A 17,041-nucleotide genomic window follows, 5' to 3' on the forward strand; every position below is an offset into this window, starting at 1 on the left:
GTTTTCCTTTTGGTTCATGGTGTTAGGGGTAACAACATGATACCGGCGGGAAAGCCCCCGATCTCGTTGATAGCACTGAAATTTTCAACGCTATTCAGGCAGTTACAGCACCACCTGTGGAAAAGTGGGGAGACGCTAGACAGGCGACCAGGCACAGAGTAAGCTGAATACAGCAGATGCCTCTTTATAAATAGCCACCAACTAGGTTAACCCAATGAGTCACGACCATGTGCATATACCCCCCGAGACCAAGGATAAACGCGTTGCCATCGCCATCTGGGCGAACGGGATCCTGACCCTGGCTCAGATTGGGGGAGGTATCTTTGCCGGCAGTCTCGCCCTTATCGCGGACGCCTTGCATAACTTCTCTGACATGGCCGCACTCGTCATCGCGTTCGCGGCGCAAAAAATTGCGCGCCGCCAGGCTGACGCAAGGATGACCTTTGGCTACGGACGCATTGAAATCGTTGCAGCTCTCATCAACTACACTACCTTGATCATTATCGGGATCTACCTGGTTTACGAAGGTGGCATGCGGATAATCGATCCTCCAGAGGTAAAGGGCTGGTGGGTCGTCTGGCTTGGTGGTATCGCTCTGGCTGTGGACGCCTTGACAGCGTTGCTCACCTATTCGATGCAGAAAGACAGCGTCAATATCCGTGCACTGTTTCTTCACAATCTGTCGGATGCACTCGCGTCGGTCGCCGTGGTCATTGGCGGGACTCTTATTTTGCTCTACGACATGCGCTGGGTTGATCCTGCCATCACCATCGGTATCGCGGGCTATATTCTCTACCTGGGCCTGACAGAAATCGGCGGCACCATCAGAACACTCATGCTGGGTAGCCCGGTGGACATCGATACCGATGCCGTCATTGTTGCCCTCTCCAATATCGAAGGCGTTATCGACCTTCACCATGTGCATTTTTGGCAGATGGGCGAACACGATGCCTCGCTGGAGGCCCATGTGATTATCGAGGAAAGTGCATGGGATCAGCTTGAGAATATCAAATACAGGATAAAACAGGCTCTGGCGCAGGAATTCAACATACGTCATTCAACACTGGAATTCGAGCACCCGGACCACATGCACAAGGATGCCCACACCTATGGGCACGGTTGACAGAAAATTCTCCATAAGCATCGGCGAGAGCGGCGACTATTTTAATAGGCCGCCCAGGCGCGGAATTTTGCCGGCATGAATCCGAGCAGCGAGAAAGGACCAGAGACTAATAGCGCAGTTGCAGAATTCGCCGGGCGCCATTCAGCACAATCAGCCCGATGATCAGACCAATAACCAGGTCGGGATAACGGGAACCCGTCCAGGCGACCAATACACCGGCGACGATAACGCCCACATTGGCGATGACATCGTTAGCGGAAAAGATCCAACTTGCTTTCATGTGTGCGCCGCCGTGCCGGTTTCTTGCGATAAGCACCAGACACCAGACGTTGGCCGCCAGGGCCACAAGACCAAAACCCATCATTAACGCGGATACGGGTTCGCTGCCGAAAACAAATCGCCGCCCGACTTCAGCCAGGACTCCCAGCGCCAGAATCAACTGCAGCCAGCCTGACAAATGCGCCGCGCGCAGCTTGGTGCGAAGGCTGTTCGCCACCGCATAGAGGGCGACGCCATAGACCGCGGCATCAGCAAACATGTCCAAAGAATCCGCTATCAAGCCAGTGGATTGCGCCAGCCAGCCTACCGTCAGTTCAACCACGAACATAACGCCGTTGATGGCCAGCAACCACTTCAGTATACCGGCTTCGACCTGGGCGGTTGCCTCTTCCTTCTCCCTGGCCAGGACTAAATCCTCTTCCCCCGCCGGGGTGGTTTTTTCGAGCGTGGCACCCAGCCCCAGGGAACGCATCCTCTCCTCGATGGCAGCCCCATTGTCGCCATGGAATACCCGCACCTTCCGATTCGGTGTATCGAACTCCAGTAAAACCCGGGGCTCAATACTGTCCAGAGCCATGCGGATCATCCCCTCTTCCGACGGGCAGTCCATTTTTGGTACCCGGTAGTCACTGACATAGCCATGTTGAAAAGCCGTATCAGTATTCGCTATCCCAGAAGTGGGGGCACTGGCAATCTTGTTGCTCTGGCAGTTGTCATTACACGGGTCAGACATCGAAAAAAGCCCTTGAGAATGTACAGACGGTCACTATAAACTCTATAACAACTATAGAGTCAATCGGAATATTGAGAGATGATAAAAATCGGCGAACTGTCGAAAGTGACTGGCTGCTCCGTGCAAACCATCCGGCATTATGAAAAGGAACAATTGATTGCCTCCGCAGAACGCAGTGAAGGTAATTTTCGCCTGTACGATGAAGTTGCCGTTGAGCAATTACTGTTCATCAAGCACTGTCGCAGCCTGGATCTCAGTTTGCCGGAGATCCGGCAATTATTGGGATTAAGCCGTTCCCCCGGCGCACAATGTGATGACGTGAATCGGATGATGGATAGGCATATCGAGCAGGTGGAGGCGCGTATCCAGGAACTAACCAAACTGAACGAGCAACTGAGAATGCTGCGCCGCAGCTGTTCAAACCGTCGGACAGTCGAGCAATGCGGCATATTGCGGAATTTGTCGGCTACTCCGGTTTCGAGCGGCTGACACCCGGTTCCAAAAACTCTCCTGAACGTTCTGTAACAGGGGCATTTTTCCAGCGTGGGCGCCGACCGCAATGGTGAGAGAAGAACTGCACAGCGGAAAACCGGTCAGTCTGTTGAATGACTGGTTTACCACCTATGACGGCTATTACCTGTATTACCCGAGTCGCCGTCAATCATCCCCGCTGTTTCGCTTGCTGGTGGATGCACTGAGGTTCAAATAGAAAAACCGGGTAATTCCAGGTAATTAATCAAAGTCCAAAAACAAACAACCCGGCAATGGCGCCGGGTTGAATGAACGCCTGTCATTGACAGACGGTTACCAGAGAGTGCCCGTCGTTGCCGGCTACTCCCACTCAATCGTAGCAGGCGGCTTACTGCTCACATCATAAGTCACCCGCGAAACGCCTTCCAACTCGTTGATAATCCGGTTGGAAACCTTCTCCAGCAGCTCGTAGGGCAGGTGCGCCCAGCGGGCGGTCATGAAGTCGATGGTTTCGACGGCGCGGAGCGCGATGACCCATTCGTAGCGGCGGCCGTCGCCAACCACGCCTACGGATTTCACCGGCAGGAACACGGCGAAGGCTTGGCTGGTTTTTTCGTACCAACCGGCGGCGCGCAGTTCTTCGATGTAGATGGCATCCGCATCGCGCAGAATGTCGGCGTACTCTTTCTTCACTTCACCGAGAATCCGCACGCCCAGGCCGGGGCCAGGGAATGGGTGGCGGTAGACCATATCGTAGGGCAGGCCGAGTTCGAGGCCGAGTTTGCGCACTTCGTCTTTGAACAGTTCGCGCAGCGGCTCGACCAGCTTGAGCTTCATGGTTTCCGGCAGGCCACCCACGTTGTGGTGGGATTTGATCACGTGCGCTTTGCCGGTTTTCGAGGCCGCGGATTCGATCACGTCCGGGTAGATGGTGCCCTGGGCCAGGAACTCCACGCCTTCGATTTTGCTGGCTTCTTCATCGAACACGTCGATAAAGGTGTTGCCGATGATTTTGCGCTTGGCTTCCGGGTCGTTTTCGCCTTTCAGCTTCTCCAGGAACAGCTCTTCGGCGTCAACGCGGATCACCTTTACGCCCATGTGCTTGGCGAAGGTTTCCATCACTTGGTCGCCTTCGTTCTTACGCAGCAGGCCGTTATCGACGAACACGCAGGTGAGCTGGTCGCCAATCGCTTTGTGCAGCAGCGCAGCCACAACGGAAGAGTCGACGCCGCCGGAAAGGCCCAGCAGTACGTGGCGGTCGCCGACTTGCTCGCGTACGCGCTGTACTTGGTCTTCGATGATTTGCGCGGGCGTCCACAGCTTCTCGGCTTTACAGATATCCAGCACGAAGTGCTCAAGAATCCGCTGGCCTTGCAGGGTGTGGGTCACTTCCGGGTGGAACTGTACGCCGTAGAACTGCTTCTCTTCCCAGGCCATGGCCGCAATCGGACAGCTCGGGGTAGAGGCGGTCACGGTGAAGGTGTCGGGGGCTTTGGCGACTTTATCGCCGTGGCTCATCCATACATCCAGCAGCGCGTTGCCGGTGGCGGCGTCTACGTGGTCTTTGATGTCTTTGAACAGCGCGCTTTCTGCGTCCAGGCGAATCTGGGCGTAGCCAAACTCACGCTGGTTAGAGCCTTCTACCTTGCCGCCTAGCTGCTCGGCCATGGTTTGCATGCCGTAGCAGATACCAAATACCGGCAGGCCCATTTCGAACACGCACTGCGGGGCGCGGGGGGAATCCAGCTCGGTGACGGATTCCGGGCCACCGGCCAGGATGATGCCGTTAGGGTTGTATTCGCGAATCTCTTCTTCGGTGATATCGAAGGCGCGGATTTCAGAGAATACGCCGATTTCACGTACCCGGCGGGCGATCAGCTGGGTGTACTGGGAGCCAAAGTCGAGAATCAGGATCTTATGGGCGTGAATGTCACTCATGGCGGAGCCTCTATAACGCGGAACGGGCCGCATTGGCTAAAAAGCAAGCGGCGGGGCAATGCCCGCCGCCGTGTAACTTAATGCGCTGGTTAGCTCACCCGGTAGTTGGGGGCTTCTTTGGTGATCTGCACGTCGTGAACGTGGGACTCGTTAAAGCCAGCGCCGGTGATTTGTACGAACTCGGGCTTGGTGCGCATTTCTTGAATATCGCGGCAGCCGGTGTAACCCATGGAGGCGCGCAGGCCGCCCATCAGCTGGTGGACAATAGCGCCCATCATGCCTTTATAAGGCACGCGACCTTCGATGCCTTCCGGTACCAGTTTTTCGGCACCGGCATCTTTGTCTTGGAAGTAGCGGTCGGCGCTGCCTTGGTTCTGGGACATCGCGCCCATGGAACCCATGCCGCGGTAGGCTTTGTAGGTACGGCCTTGGTAAAGCTCCACTTCACCCGGCGCTTCTTCGGTACCGGCCAGCAGGCCACCCACCATCACGGCGCTTGCGCCAGCGGCAATGGCTTTCGCCAAGTCGCCAGAGAAGCGTACGCCGCCATCGGCAATCAGCGGAATGTCGAACTCTTTCAGCGCTTCGGCTACGTTGGAAACGGCGGTGATTTGCGGTACGCCAACGCCTGCCACAATACGCGTGGTGCAGATAGAGCCGGGGCCGATGCCTACTTTCACGGCGTCTGCGCCTGCTTCGGCCAGCGCTTTGGCAGCGGCGGCGGTGGCGATGTTGCCGCCGATCACTTGAATCTCGGGGAAGTGCTCTTTGATCCAGCGAACGCGGTCGATGACGCCTTGGGAGTGGCCGTGGGCGGTATCGACGATGATCACGTCAACGCCGGCTTCGGCCAGTGCCGCGACGCGGTCCGGGGTTTCCGGGCCGGTGCCTACCGCTGCGCCTACTAGCAGGCGGCCGTCGCTGTCTTTAGCGGCCATCGGGTAGGTGCGGGCTTTTTCGATGTCTTGGAAAGTTACCAGGCCGCGCAGGTGGAAGGCGTCATCGACAATCAGCATTTTCTCGATGCGGTGTTCGCGCATCTTGGCTTTGCTGGTTTCAAGGTCGGTGCCTTCTTTCACTGTTACCAGTCGCTCGCGGGGAGTCATAATGTCGGCAACGCTGTCGCCCACGTTGGGCTGGAAGCGCATGTCGCGCTCGGTCACGATGCCTACCAGGGTTTCGCCTTCTACCACCGGGAAGCCGGAGAAGCCGTTTTCGCGGGCCATCGCCAGCAGGTCTTCCAGCTTGGCTTTGGGGCTAACGGTGACCGGGTCTTTGACAATGACGCTTTCGTGCTTCTTCACCTTGCGCACTTCAGCGGCCTGTTGCGCCATGGTCATGTTCTTATGGATGATGCCGATGCCGCCTTCCTGAGCCATCGCAATGGCTAGACGCGCTTCAGTTACAGTATCCATTGCAGCGGAAAGCAGGGGAATATTCAGGAAGAGATTGCGGGTCAGGCGGGTTTTGAGGCTGACATCCTTTGGCAGAATGTCGGAGAAGCCGGGAACGAGGAGTACGTCATCGAACGTAAGCGCTTCTTGGGCCATACGTAGCATAGCGGCAACACCCATTGAGAAGTGGGAAGATGGGGCGTAAAAAGTTAATCGCCTATTATAACGTTTTGAGGGCCGCCCCAGCAATGCAGAGTCGCGGTTAGGCTTATACCAGTTGCTAATGACGCTCAAGGCCCTGCGGGAATAAGCGCCGTTGGCAAGGCTCACGCACCTCGTTTGAGGTATCGTGTCATCTACGAAATGATCACCAAGGCCAACGATGGAACTGACAAGCACATCACCCACTCCCAAAGCGCTCTCCGTGAGCCAGCTGAACCAGCGCGCCAAGCAAACCCTGGAGCGCGATGTGGGGGAAGTGTGGGTAGAGGGCGAGCTTTCTAATGTGTCTCGCCCGGCCTCGGGGCATATCTATTTCACTTTAAAAGACGACCGGGCGCAGATTCGCTGTGCGCTGTTTCGTCAGCGGGCGCGCTTTGTGGCCGCCCCCATGCGCAACGGCGACCAAGTGAAGCTACGCGGACGGGTCTCGCTGTTCGAGCCACGGGGCGATTACCAGCTCATTGCTGAAGCGGTGCAAGCCGCTGGCCTTGGCGAGCTGCTGGCGGCCTTCGAGCGTTTGAAAGCGCAGCTGGAAGGCGAAGGCGTGTTCGCCAATACGCGCCCCCTGCCCTTTCCCCCGCGCAAGATTTTGATTTTAAGCTCCGCCACTGGGGCGGCCATTCGCGATGTGCTGGCCGTATTGGCCGCTCGCTGGCCGCTGGCGGACGTGACGCTGATTCCCGTACCGGTTCAGGGCGCTGAAGCCGCCCCGGCGATGATCTCGGCGCTGGGCCTGCTCAACCGGCAGTCGCGGCTAGACCCCGAGCAAGATGTGGTGCTAATCACCCGTGGTGGCGGCAGCCTGGAAGATCTCTGGGCGTTTAATAACGAGCATCTGGCGCGGGCGATTTTTCACTCCCGGCTGCCGGTGATGTCGGCAGTGGGCCACGAGGTGGATGTCACCCTGGCGGATTTTGCCGCCGATATGCGCGCCCCGACTCCGTCTGCCGCCGCTGAACGGCTAGTGCCCGACCAACACGCTCTTAAGCGCCAGCTCGCTCAAGCGGAGCAGCGTTTGCACCGAAGCATACAGGCGCGGTTAGAACGCGATAGCCAGCGGCTAGATACCCTACGCGCCCGCCTTCGTCACCCCGGTGAGCAGTTGGCTCGCCAGCGCCAGCACCTCACTACGCTGCAGCAGCGCCTTACCCGCGCCATGCAGCAAACGCTCGCCCAGCAAAAAGCCCACGTGGCCCAGCTCACCCGACGCCTCGCCAGCCAAGATATGGCACGGCTGCACCGCGCCGAAAGCGAGCGTATCAGCAGCCTACAGCGTCGTTTAGCCAGCGCCATGCAGCGCCTGTTGGAAACGCGGCAAGCACGCCTGCACAGCGCCGCCCGCGAGCTAAACGCCGTCAGCCCGCTGGCCGTACTCGGCCGCGGCTACGCCATCGCCCAAGATACCCAAGGCCAAGTCATCCGCCGCGCCGAAGACACCCAGCCCGGCCAACTGCTCAAACTGCGCCTGGGCGAAGGCCGCCTCAACGTCGAAGTAAAACGGCGCTACAAGAAGCACTGAATTACCGCTCGGTAATCATTAGACGCCTTTAGATACAGAGATAGCAAAAAATTACCGTTCGGGAATATTTTGCCAGCAAGATCATTGCCTTTCGGCTATTCTTACCGAACGGTAATTTACGAGAGGCACTCGCAATGGCGACTTCAACTCCTCCTGCGACTCGAGTACGCACCTCACAAGAACTCGGCGCGCTGATAAAACAGGTGCGCCAATCCCAAGCACTACTGCAAAGCGACGTGGCAGGCCTTGCCGGTACCGGCAACCGTTTTATTGTCGACCTAGAGCGCGGCAAGCCTACGCTTCAACTGCAGAAGGTACTCGATACACTCGACTTGATGGGCTTAGAGGTCGTGGTTCAGCGTAAAAATCCGTTTAATCGCTGGTACAAGATCAGCCGCCACTGATTGGCCCACCAGTGCGTGCTGGAGGTACGGTCAGCGAACAGGCTCAGTTGTTGATCCTTGATCCGGTTCTCCATGTCACCCCGGGCACAGTACTGCTCGTAGTAAAGCTTGAAGCCGTCATCGTAACGGGAACTGATGATAAACCGGGGATTAGAGCCCAGCTCGCCTTCTTCCAGACGGGCCACCACCCAGCGTGGGTATTTCCAGGAGTGTGCTTGATACGGAAAGCGAAACGTCTCTGCCACTTTCCCTCCCACCTGCCATTGGGTCTTGCGTACCAGCATCATGGGCACATCCACTTCCTTGAGCAGCCGGCTGTTCTTGGCGATTCCCACGATGTAGTCGACGTGATGCCGATCGCACCAGTTCAGCATCCGGGGACGACAAAAGTGGCTATCACCTCGTAACACGATGCGGGTATCGGGCCAGTATTGGCGGATAAAGCGTACCAGTAAGGCGAGGATCGCCCAGCTATGGCGGCTGTCGCTGCGGTCACTGGTGCGCAGATAGTCGGCTTCAATTTGGCGGCGTGAGAGTGGCGAGAAGGTCAGCTTTTCAGGTACCATTTTGGAAGCGGCTGTTGGTGCTTGATGGATTGGTTAGGTTCTTGAAATCATAGCACTTTCAGCCGCTTTCTTTTATACCCTGTGAGAAATCCAGGCTAACAACAGCGCCTTTTTAATCTCTCTTACTTACTTTTTCTCTGACTTTTTCTCGGCATCAGGATTGACGTGGTGCGTGTCAGGCATTGGGTTTGCGTCATCGTGGTGGTCGTCACGCTGATCTTTCTTCTGGTCGTCTTTATCAGGGGACATAGTACCTCCTACTCCTTGCCGGTGGTCGAGATATTACTGGGATAAAGCCTCACTCACTATAGCTGCTGCCGGGGTTCTTGCCATGGTGCGCTATCCGCCTAATACCATCACCACTTACTTACGCTTAATCAAAAACCATTTATAACAGTCACTTAAAAAAATAAGCAGGAGCAATCTCCTATTGATCGTCTGTTTAAATAGCCTTTATTAATTCTCGCTATTCCAGGTTACTGATGCGCCCGCACTATTTGCTCTATCCTTCGCCTTTGGTCTACGTTGAAAGCTCGACATTCGGCAGCTAGCCGCCTGAGGAGACGGGCAGCCCTGCCAGCTAATCGAAGCGATTCGTGCACACAAAGGAGTGACCGCACATGAGCGACCAACAGCAGCCCCCGCAGCACCAGAACAAACAGCCCGGCGATGAACACGCCATGCGCCCAGCACCTGAATACATCCGCAATAGCTATCGCGGCGCTGAAAAACTGCTCGATAAAGTAGCCATTATTACCGGCGGCGACAGCGGCATTGGCCGTGCCGTGGCCGTGCACTACGCCCGTGAAGGGGCGGATAGCGTGATCGTGCATCTCAAAGAGACCAAAGACGCCGAGGAAACCAAGCGGCTAGTGGAAGCAGAAGGACGCCGCTGCCTGGTGTTGAAAGGCGATGTGGCCGCCCCGGCATTTTGCCGCGAGATTGTTAAGCGCACCCTGGATCACTTCGGCAAGATCAACATCGTGATCAATAACGCCGCTGAGCAGTACGACTGGGACGATATTACCGAGATCCCCGACGAGCAGCTGCAGCGCACGTTCCAGACCAATATCTTCAGCCACTTTTACCTGACCAAAGCGGCGCTGCCCCATTTGAGTGAGGGCGATACGATCATTGCCACCTCCTCCATCAATGCGTTCAAGGGCAACGACACGCTGATTGACTACACTGCCACCAAGGGCGCCATTCAGGGGCTGATACGCTCGCTGGCGATGTCGCTGATGGACCGAGGCATCCGTGTCAACGCCGTGGCTCCCGGCCTCATCTGGACACCGCTGATTCCGGCCAGCTTCGATGAAGAGAAAGTCGCGGAGTTCGGCAGTCAGGTGCCGATGAAACGCGCCGGACAGCCCAGTGAAATCGGCCCGGCCTATGTGTACCTGGCCTGTGAAGAGTCATCCTACATGAGCGGCCAAACGCTGCACCTGAACGGTGGCGTGATTCTGAATACCTAGCAACCCTCTGAGGCGGCGATGCCGCCTCACCCGTAGAACACGACTATTACAGCCTACCCTACTGCTTGTTACGCACCTTTATAAATACAGTCGCCACCGCCGCAACCCCGCCAAGTCCTAATGTTGACGCAGCAACTTCATGCCCGTTCAGCCCGAGCATCACTGTAATACCCAGAAAGATAAGGCCAAGGCTGTAGGCCATCCACTGCCCGCGCTTGATCTCGCTGATACTGGCATCCTGCGAGCGTATATTGGACTCAGCAATACGAGAGTTGACGGCGTTTTCTTTCTCTTCTTGCGCGTGGCGATGCGCTTGCTCCTTCTCGGCCATGGCTAAAATACGATCTGCCGCGCCGGGGCTGATGCGCTCGTATTTTTCCATTTCTGCAGAGGGCGGCAAGGGACCTGAGTAGGTCAATTGTTGAGCAATAATGCTCTGATTGTTAGAAGATGTTGGTGATTGCTGCGATGAATCACGAGTGTGAGAGTCTGGGGAGTCGGTCATATTGCTCCATCGCCTTTTGCATATCTTTTCCAACCTTCAGAAAATCGCTGCTCAATGCCTCTGCATCGCTCTCGTGCACGACAAACTCGACAGGTTGGATTGCCTGCCGCTTTTGCGGAAAGATCGTAGTGACACTGGCAATGTGTGCGATATGTTTGAGGTTCATTGCGGCATCCCTCGGTTAGTTTCTTTTACCATAGCGCAAAGTGACTCTCGTTAGGTAGTCGATAGCGCGCATGGTGCCGGTTTTCCCCACTAACCCGCCAGATTTTTCACCAGCACCTTGGATTTACGGGCGTGGTTGTAGGCCTCGCGTTTGAGGGGGGGCAGGTCTTCCAGGCTGGCGGCTCGGAAGCCGCGCTCCACGAACCAATGGGCGGTATGGGTGGTGAGCACGAACATATCGGAAAGCCCCCGCTGGCGGGCGCGTCGCTCCAGGGCTTCGACCAGTCGCTCGCCGCGCTCGCCGCCCCGGTAATTGCCATGCACGGCCACGCAGGCCAGCTCGCCCACGGTGGTCTCGGGGAAGACGTGTAGCGCCGCGCAGCCAATTACCATGCCGTCCCGCTCAATCACCATGTAATCATCAATTTCGTGCTCTAACCGCTCTCGGGAGCGTGCTACCAGCATACCGCGCCGCTCTAGCGGCTCTAGCAGCTCTAGCAGGCCTGCCACATCGTTCAGCGTGGCGGGGCGCAGCTGTTCGTAGCGGTGCTGGGTAATCATGGTGCCCACGCCGTCACGGGTGAACAGCTCGCCCAGCAGCGCGTCGTGATTGCGCCACGAGAGCAAGTGAGTACGTGCTACACCCTCACGGGCGGCGGTGCAGGCAGCACTCAAGTGTCGCGCCAATTCGCTACCCGGCGCGGCTTGCTGCAGGCGCGGCTCTGCCTCAAAAGGGGAAAGCTGGCGCAAGAGCGCGCCCTGCTCGTCTTCCAGGCCTTCGGACTCGCCCAGCAGAATCAGCTTGTCTGCCTTGAGCGCCACGGCGGCGTGCTGAGCCACTTCCGAGGCGTCTAAATCGAACACTTCCCCCGTGCTGGAGAATCCCAGCGGCGGCAGTAGCACTAGCGAGCCTTTTTCCAGCAGCCCCTCAATGGCGCTGGCCCGCACCCGGCGCACTTCGCCGCTATGGTCAAAATCCACTCCTTCGCGCACGCCAAGCGGCTTGGCGGTGACTAGGTTGCCGGAAATCACGCTGAGTTCTACGCCGTGTAGCGGCGTGCTCGGCAGGCCAAGGGAAAGCCGGGCTTCCAGCCAGAGCCGCTGGTGCGCCGCTACCTGCTCAACGTGGGCCATCACAGCGCGATCGGCCACCCAGCGGCCATCCACCCGGGTGGGTTCTACGCCAGCGGCAGTCAGTGCCTCATGTACCTGAGGGCGAATGCCGAACACCACTACCAAGCGCACACCTAAGGTGTGCAGCAGCGCTAAATCTTGGATGAGCTGCTCCCCTCGGCCAGAGGCCATGGCTTCGCCCTCAATCAAGATGACAAAGGTTCGCCCCCGGTGCGCATTAATGTATGGGGAGGCGTTACGAAACCAATCTACAAAGGGGAAACGAGTGTCCAAGGGCCGCTCTCCGGCAGCAGGTGAATGAAGGTAACGCTGTTTACTTTAACAGAGCACAAAAAACAGCGGCACCTTCTATTGCAAAGATCTGATTCAAAGATCGTGTGCTAAGAAGGTGCCGCTGTAGGCTTGGCGGTTCAGCCGAGCTGTGGCATTCGGTGCGGAGTTAGCTCCGTCTGTTAACCAAACATGCCTTTAAACATAAAGAAGAACAGAATCGCCAAACCAGCACCAGCAGGCAGCGTAATCAGCCACGACATGGCAATGGTGCCAATCACACGCAGGTTAAGCGCCGCCATACCACGGGCCAAACCTACGCCCAGCACCGCGCCCACTAGGGTGTGAGTGGTCGATATGGGCAGACCAGTACCCGATGCCAGCACTACGGTGGTAGCCGCCGCCAGGGTGGCCGCAAAGCCACGGCTAGGCGTCAGCTCAGTAATGCCGGTACCGACCGTCGCGATGACTTTATGGCCATAGGTAACCAAGCCAACGACGATACCGCCGCCACCTAGTACCAGTACCCACCAGGGCACAAGGGCCGAGCCCTCAATTTCACCGCCGGTTTGCACCACGCTGATCACCGCTGCCAGCGGGCCAACCGCATTGGCAACATCATTAGAGCCGTGGGCAAAGGCCATGGCACAGGCAGTGAAGATCATTAGTACGCCGAACACTCGCTCCACGTTGGCGTAACCAAAATGGTCGTTAGCGGTCTTTTCGAATTTGATGCGGCGCTGCATCAGCATGCCAATGCCCATAATGACCAAGCCGAGCAGGATGGAGAGCAGCAGGCTTTGGTTAAAGGTCAGGTCGAGCCCCACGTGGGAGAGCCCTTTGGTCAGCGTGACCATGGCAACAATAAAGCCCACCAAAAATACATAGCCCGGCACGTAGCGCTTGGCGGCGGTAAACGGGTTATCGTTTTCAAAAATCAGGTGGTGGACCGATTTGAACAGCACAAAGCCGATGGTACCGGCCAGCAGCGGGGAAACGACCCAGCTTGCGGCAATCTTGGTAACCGCCCCCCAATCCACGGTAGAAGCCCCCAGGCCTGCCACCGCGAAGCCCACAATCGCGCCCACAATGGAGTGCGTGGTGGAAACGGGCCAGCCTTTCATGGAGGCCACCAGCAGCCAGGTTCCCGCTGCCAGCAGCGCCGCTAACATGCCGTACACCAGCAGCTGTGGGTCTTCCTGCAACAATTCAGGATCGATGATGCCTTTACGAATGGTGTTGGTGACTTCGCCACCGGCCAGCCATGCGCCTAAAAACTCAAAGACAACGGCAATAAGGATCGCCTGTTTGATGGTAATCGCTTTCGACCCCACCGAGGTTCCCATGGCGTTAGCGACGTCGTTTGCGCCGACGCCCCACGCCATAAAGAAGCCAAATACACAGGCCAGAATGATAAAAATGTCACCGTGCTGGGCAATAATCTGCATGAGTATCCCTTAGCGTGCGGTCAAAATCTGCAGGCGGCTACCTACGCGTTCAGCGCGATCAGAGACTTCGCCCACCCATTCAATGATCTTGTAGAGGAAGATCACATCCACTGGCGGCAGCTGGCTCTCTAGCTCGAACAGCTGGCGACGAATCGCAATCTGCTGGCTGTCAGCCTGGTGCTCAAGGGTGTGTAGCTCGCGAATCATGTTCTGCATCACATCGGACACGTTGCGACCAAAACCGGATTCCAGCAGGTCTTTCAGCTCTTCAAGCGCTTGGCGGGCTTGGGCCACACAGGCCACACTGGTGCGCATGTAGTCGCGCATCGGTTCGGCCAGCTCATTGGGTACGCGCATTTTACGCCCCAGCATAATGCCGGTAATGTCGCGCACTTTGTTGGCAATCTTGTCCTGAACACTGATCAAATCGAGCAGGTCAGAACGCGATACCGGCAGGAACATGGTGTTAGGCAGGTTCAGCCGCAGTTCTGTTTTCAGGGTGTCGGCGTCGTGCTCTAAGCGCGTGACGTTCTCGCGCAGCTCAGCCGCCGTGTCCCAATCACCGACAAGTGTTGCCTCGAAGAACGGCAGCAGTTGGTCGGCACATTCATTGGCCTTGACGATGTGAGCCAGCAACGGCTGGAATGGCGAGCGGCCAAACATCGCGGAAAAAGGGTTGGAGGTTACCATATAGCCTTTAGCCTGTTTTCGGGGAGCCTGGAAATGGCGGGCGCCAGTATAAAGAGTGCGTCCGCCGCCGTCATGAAAAGTTCATAACGTCATCAAAAATTAACCAAAATGTCATAATAGTGAGGTGGCGATTGTCATGAAAAACTCAACCAGCATGCCAGCACCGAACGAGGTAGAGCTAAAACTGGCACTGCCACCCACCCAGATCGACGCGCTGTTACACCATCCGGTGCTCGCCAGCACTCCCCCCGTTCAGCAGCAGCTGGCCAACACCTACTTCGATACCCCGGCGGGAGATTTAGCCGCCGCACGAATAGCGGTGCGCCTGCGCCAGCTGGATAGCCAAGTATTGCAGACGGTAAAAACCGCCGGCCAAGGGGGTGGCGGGCTCTCCAGCCGACAGGAGTGGGAGTGGCAAGTTCCTGACCCCAGCTTAGATCAATCCGCCCTGGCCGCCCTGCCGCCCTTTCAAAACGCGTTAGCAGACAAAATTGCGGCACTGCGCTCGACGCTAAGCACAGACTTCACCCGCCGCAGTTGGCAGCTTGCCTGGCAAGGCAGCAAGATTGAGCTGGTGCTGGATGAGGGCGAGATCGTTTGTGGCAAGGCTCGCGCGCCGATTTGCGAAGTGGAGCTAGAGTTAAAAGCAGGCGACCCTGAGGCGCTATGGTCGCTGGCGGCCGAGCTGGCCAGCCAAGTACCACTGCGTCCCTCCGACAGCAGTAAGGCATCGCGGGGCAATGCGCTGGGCCGCCAGCAGTGGCCGCTGCCTGATGCCCAGCACCCGGCCGAGTGGCTACACCGCGCGACAGTCGCACTCGACGCCTATCACGATAGCGGTGACGCGACGCACTTAATCGCCGCGCAGCAGGCATTGGCAACGCTTGCCCAGCACCCGCAGCTGGATAGCGCCGCACGGGCAGATGCTGAGATGCTGCCTAAGGCATTAGATAGCGCAGGCATGCCCACCACCGCCTACGGCGCGGCTGCGTTAAATTTGGCTCGTCGCTTCGCTTATGAAACCGCGCTACGCTAAACACGTTTCAACCACTCATTAAGCCCACCTCAGGATGACGCGATGAGCTTTCCCCTTACTCCCGGCGCCGAAGGACTCCGCGCCCGGCTGTTCCATATTATTTTTGAATCCGATACGCCGGGGGCGAAGGCGTTTGATATTGCGCTAATCGTCGCCATTCTGCTCAGCGTTGCGGTGATTTTGCTCGGTAGCGTTGAGATCTATGCCGAGCGTTACGGGCATATTTTCTTCTACATCGAATGGGCCTTTACACTGCTGTTTAGCCTGGAACTGCTGGTACGGCTCTACTGCCTTGAACGCCCCACGGTGTATTTAAAAAGCTTTTACGGCGTGGTGGATGTGATTGCAATTATCCCCACTTGGCTAGTGCTGCTGGTGCCTGGCGCGCATGCGCTGGTGATGGTGCGGATTTTGCGGGTGTTGCGCATCTTCCGCATTTTGCGACTGATGGAGTTTGTGGGGGAAGGCAGGCTACTGCTGGATGCGCTTAAACGTAGCCTGCGCCAGATTTTGCTATTTTTCAGTAGCATTCTCATGGTGGTCACACTGTTTGCCGCGCTGATGTACACCATTGAGTCCCCTGAGTCGGGCTTTACCAGCATCCCCATGTCGATATATTGGGCCATCGTGAGCATTACCACCGTCGGGTATGGGGATATTGTGCCCACCACTTCGCTGGGCAAAGCCATCACAGTGATTCTGATGCTGATTGGCTACTCGATTATTGCCGTGCCCACCGGGGTGTTTTCTGCCCAAGTGATCCGCTCGATTCGTGAAGACCGCTACTCAGAAGAAGCCTGCCCTGGCTGCGGCCACGACCGCCACGAAAAGCGTGCCCGCTACTGCCTGCGCTGCGGCACTTGGCTGGATGAGAACAGCGAGGACCCGCGCAAAAAAGCGCACAAAGAGAGCAGCGACGATGAGACGCCAAGCGAGGATAAATAGCACCTCGCCGATACGAAAACGGAGACGCTAAGCGCCCCCGTTTTAATAGTGCTCAGTGACCGCTACTCTTGAAACGGCGTTATATCGCCACGCCCTTCCCGCACGATTTTGGGCGGCAGTTCACGAAGATCAATCACGCTCGTTGGGTCAAGGTGGCAGGCACCGCCATCAATAATCAAATCCAGATGGGCACCAAAGCGCTCACGAATCTCCTCGGGGTCGCTCATCGGCAGCGCTTCGCCTACCGGAATCAGCGTCACGCTCATTAGCGGCTCACCCAGCGCCTCTAGCAGCGCGTGGGTGATGCGGTGATCGGGCACCCGCACACCAATTGAGCGGCGCTTAGGGTGCAGCAGCAAGCGCGGCACTTCGGTAGTGGCATCCAGAATGTAGGTGTAGGGGCCGGGCGTGTGAGCCTTCAGCAGCCTGAACACGGCGTTATCCACTTTAGCGTAAGTGCCTATTTCGGAAAGATCCGAGCACACCAGAGTAAAGTTATGCTTGTCATCCAGCGAGCGCAGCCATTTGATCTTCTCGATGGCCTTTTTTTCGCCTAAATGGCAGCCCAGCGCGTAGCCTGAGTCCGTTGGGTAAGCGACTACTCCACCCTTACGAATAATCTCGGTGGCTTGGTCAATCAGCCGCTTTTGCGGGTTTTCCGGATGAATCTGAAAATATTGGCTCATCGCTTACTCCTGCCTGTAGGCATCTATTAGCTAAGGTT

At 57.2% G+C, this 17,041-nt stretch carries 17 protein-coding genes and 1 pseudogene; 8 read left to right on the forward strand and 10 right to left on the reverse strand.

Translation table 11 applies throughout. The features are described 5' to 3' along the window. Positions 1 to 214 precede the first annotated feature (214 nt). Positions 215 to 1,123, forward strand: coding sequence for a cation diffusion facilitator family transporter (locus AC13CN_RS02470; protein WP_044630773.1), 909 nt, complete (start codon positions 215 to 217; stop codon positions 1,121 to 1,123). 106 nt (positions 1,124 to 1,229) lie between these two features. On the opposite strand, the gene AC13CN_RS02475 is transcribed toward AC13CN_RS02470, so the two are convergent. After that, a complete protein-coding gene (locus AC13CN_RS02475; RefSeq protein ID WP_042924021.1) occupies positions 1,230 to 2,135 on the reverse strand; it encodes a cation efflux transmembrane domain-containing protein in 906 nt (301 codons plus the stop codon). 78 nt (positions 2,136 to 2,213) lie between these two features. Between AC13CN_RS02475 and cadR the strand changes: the two genes are divergently transcribed. Together cadR and AC13CN_RS02485 are read left to right on the forward strand one after the other, a co-directional pair. After that, positions 2,214 to 2,624 carry a Cd(II)/Pb(II)-responsive transcriptional regulator gene (gene cadR, locus AC13CN_RS02480; protein WP_170968092.1) on the forward strand — a complete coding sequence of 137 codons (411 nt, stop codon included), beginning with the start codon at positions 2,214 to 2,216 and terminating at the stop codon, positions 2,622 to 2,624. 43 nt (positions 2,625 to 2,667) lie between these two features. Beyond that, a complete protein-coding gene (locus AC13CN_RS02485) occupies positions 2,668 to 2,844 on the forward strand; it encodes a type 2 periplasmic-binding domain-containing protein (RefSeq protein WP_228247729.1) in 177 nt (58 codons plus the stop codon). A gap of 122 nt (positions 2,845 to 2,966) precedes the next feature. Here the strand turns inward: AC13CN_RS02485 and guaA are convergent, their stop codons facing one another. Beyond that, positions 2,967 to 4,544: a glutamine-hydrolyzing GMP synthase gene (guaA, locus tag AC13CN_RS02490; RefSeq protein ID WP_058578693.1), complete on the reverse strand. Its 1,578-nt coding sequence runs from the start codon at positions 4,542 to 4,544 to the stop codon at positions 2,967 to 2,969. An 89-nt stretch (positions 4,545 to 4,633) separates the two neighbouring features. Beyond that, a complete protein-coding gene (gene guaB, locus AC13CN_RS02495; RefSeq protein ID WP_228168722.1) occupies positions 4,634 to 6,103 on the reverse strand; it encodes an IMP dehydrogenase in 1,470 nt (489 codons plus the stop codon). Positions 6,104 to 6,320: 217 nt separating this feature from the next. Between guaB and xseA the strand changes: the two genes are divergently transcribed. Both xseA and AC13CN_RS02505 read left to right on the forward strand, forming a co-directional pair. Next, the gene (gene xseA, locus AC13CN_RS02500) at positions 6,321 to 7,679 is read left to right on the forward strand and encodes an exodeoxyribonuclease VII large subunit (RefSeq protein ID WP_253557163.1); all 1,359 of its coding nucleotides are present in this window, start codon (positions 6,321 to 6,323) and stop codon (positions 7,677 to 7,679) included. A gap of 134 nt (positions 7,680 to 7,813) precedes the next feature. Then, a complete protein-coding gene (locus tag AC13CN_RS02505; protein WP_044630769.1) occupies positions 7,814 to 8,083 on the forward strand; it encodes a helix-turn-helix domain-containing protein in 270 nt (89 codons plus the stop codon). Here the strand turns inward: AC13CN_RS02505 and AC13CN_RS02510 are convergent. Both AC13CN_RS02510 and AC13CN_RS02515 read right to left on the reverse strand, forming a co-directional pair. Then, positions 8,038 to 8,610 (reverse strand): annotated as a pseudogene (locus AC13CN_RS02510) (transposase); the annotation flags it as partial. The gene AC13CN_RS02505 and the pseudogene AC13CN_RS02510 sit on opposite strands and share 46 nt — an antisense overlap. 165 nt (positions 8,611 to 8,775) lie before the next feature. Continuing rightward, positions 8,776 to 8,898, reverse strand: coding sequence for a hypothetical protein (locus AC13CN_RS02515; protein ID WP_266100169.1), 123 nt, complete (start codon positions 8,896 to 8,898; stop codon positions 8,776 to 8,778). 371 nt (positions 8,899 to 9,269) lie between these two features. Between AC13CN_RS02515 and AC13CN_RS02520 the strand changes: the two genes are divergently transcribed. Further along, positions 9,270 to 10,124 (forward strand): SDR family oxidoreductase, encoded by an 855-nt coding sequence (locus AC13CN_RS02520; RefSeq protein ID WP_062372389.1) that lies wholly within the window; start codon positions 9,270 to 9,272, stop codon positions 10,122 to 10,124. Between the two features lie 58 nt (positions 10,125 to 10,182). Here the strand turns inward: AC13CN_RS02520 and AC13CN_RS02525 are convergent, their stop codons facing one another. The 4 genes from AC13CN_RS02525 to AC13CN_RS02540 form a co-directional block, all read right to left on the reverse strand. After that, positions 10,183 to 10,629 (reverse strand): DUF2335 domain-containing protein, encoded by a 447-nt coding sequence (locus AC13CN_RS02525; RefSeq protein ID WP_082051466.1) that lies wholly within the window; start codon positions 10,627 to 10,629, stop codon positions 10,183 to 10,185. Positions 10,630 to 10,884: 255 nt separating this feature from the next. Next, positions 10,885 to 12,201: an amino-acid N-acetyltransferase gene (gene argA, locus AC13CN_RS02530; RefSeq protein WP_058578697.1), complete on the reverse strand. Its 1,317-nt coding sequence runs from the start codon at positions 12,199 to 12,201 to the stop codon at positions 10,885 to 10,887. Between the two features lie 179 nt (positions 12,202 to 12,380). Continuing rightward, entirely contained in the window at positions 12,381 to 13,646 is a 1,266-nt protein-coding gene (locus AC13CN_RS02535; RefSeq protein WP_044629977.1) for an inorganic phosphate transporter, read from the reverse strand. Between the two features lie 9 nt (positions 13,647 to 13,655). Then, positions 13,656 to 14,336: a TIGR00153 family protein gene (locus AC13CN_RS02540; RefSeq protein ID WP_253557162.1), complete on the reverse strand. Its 681-nt coding sequence runs from the start codon at positions 14,334 to 14,336 to the stop codon at positions 13,656 to 13,658. 136 nt (positions 14,337 to 14,472) lie between these two features. Between AC13CN_RS02540 and AC13CN_RS02545 the strand changes: the two genes are divergently transcribed. Both AC13CN_RS02545 and AC13CN_RS02550 read left to right on the forward strand, forming a co-directional pair. Further along, positions 14,473 to 15,372 carry a CYTH domain-containing protein gene (locus AC13CN_RS02545; RefSeq protein WP_253557161.1) on the forward strand — a complete coding sequence of 300 codons (900 nt, stop codon included), beginning with the start codon at positions 14,473 to 14,475 and terminating at the stop codon, positions 15,370 to 15,372. Positions 15,373 to 15,414: 42 nt separating this feature from the next. Next, positions 15,415 to 16,317, forward strand: coding sequence for an ion transporter (locus AC13CN_RS02550; RefSeq protein WP_253557160.1), 903 nt, complete (start codon positions 15,415 to 15,417; stop codon positions 16,315 to 16,317). A 62-nt stretch (positions 16,318 to 16,379) separates the two neighbouring features. On the opposite strand, the gene AC13CN_RS02555 is transcribed toward AC13CN_RS02550, so the two are convergent. Next, a complete protein-coding gene (locus AC13CN_RS02555; RefSeq protein WP_058579610.1) occupies positions 16,380 to 17,003 on the reverse strand; it encodes an L-threonylcarbamoyladenylate synthase in 624 nt (207 codons plus the stop codon). Positions 17,004 to 17,041: the final 38 nt, after the last annotated feature.

The sequence above is a fragment of the Vreelandella sp. L-25 genome (assembly GCF_056857535.1).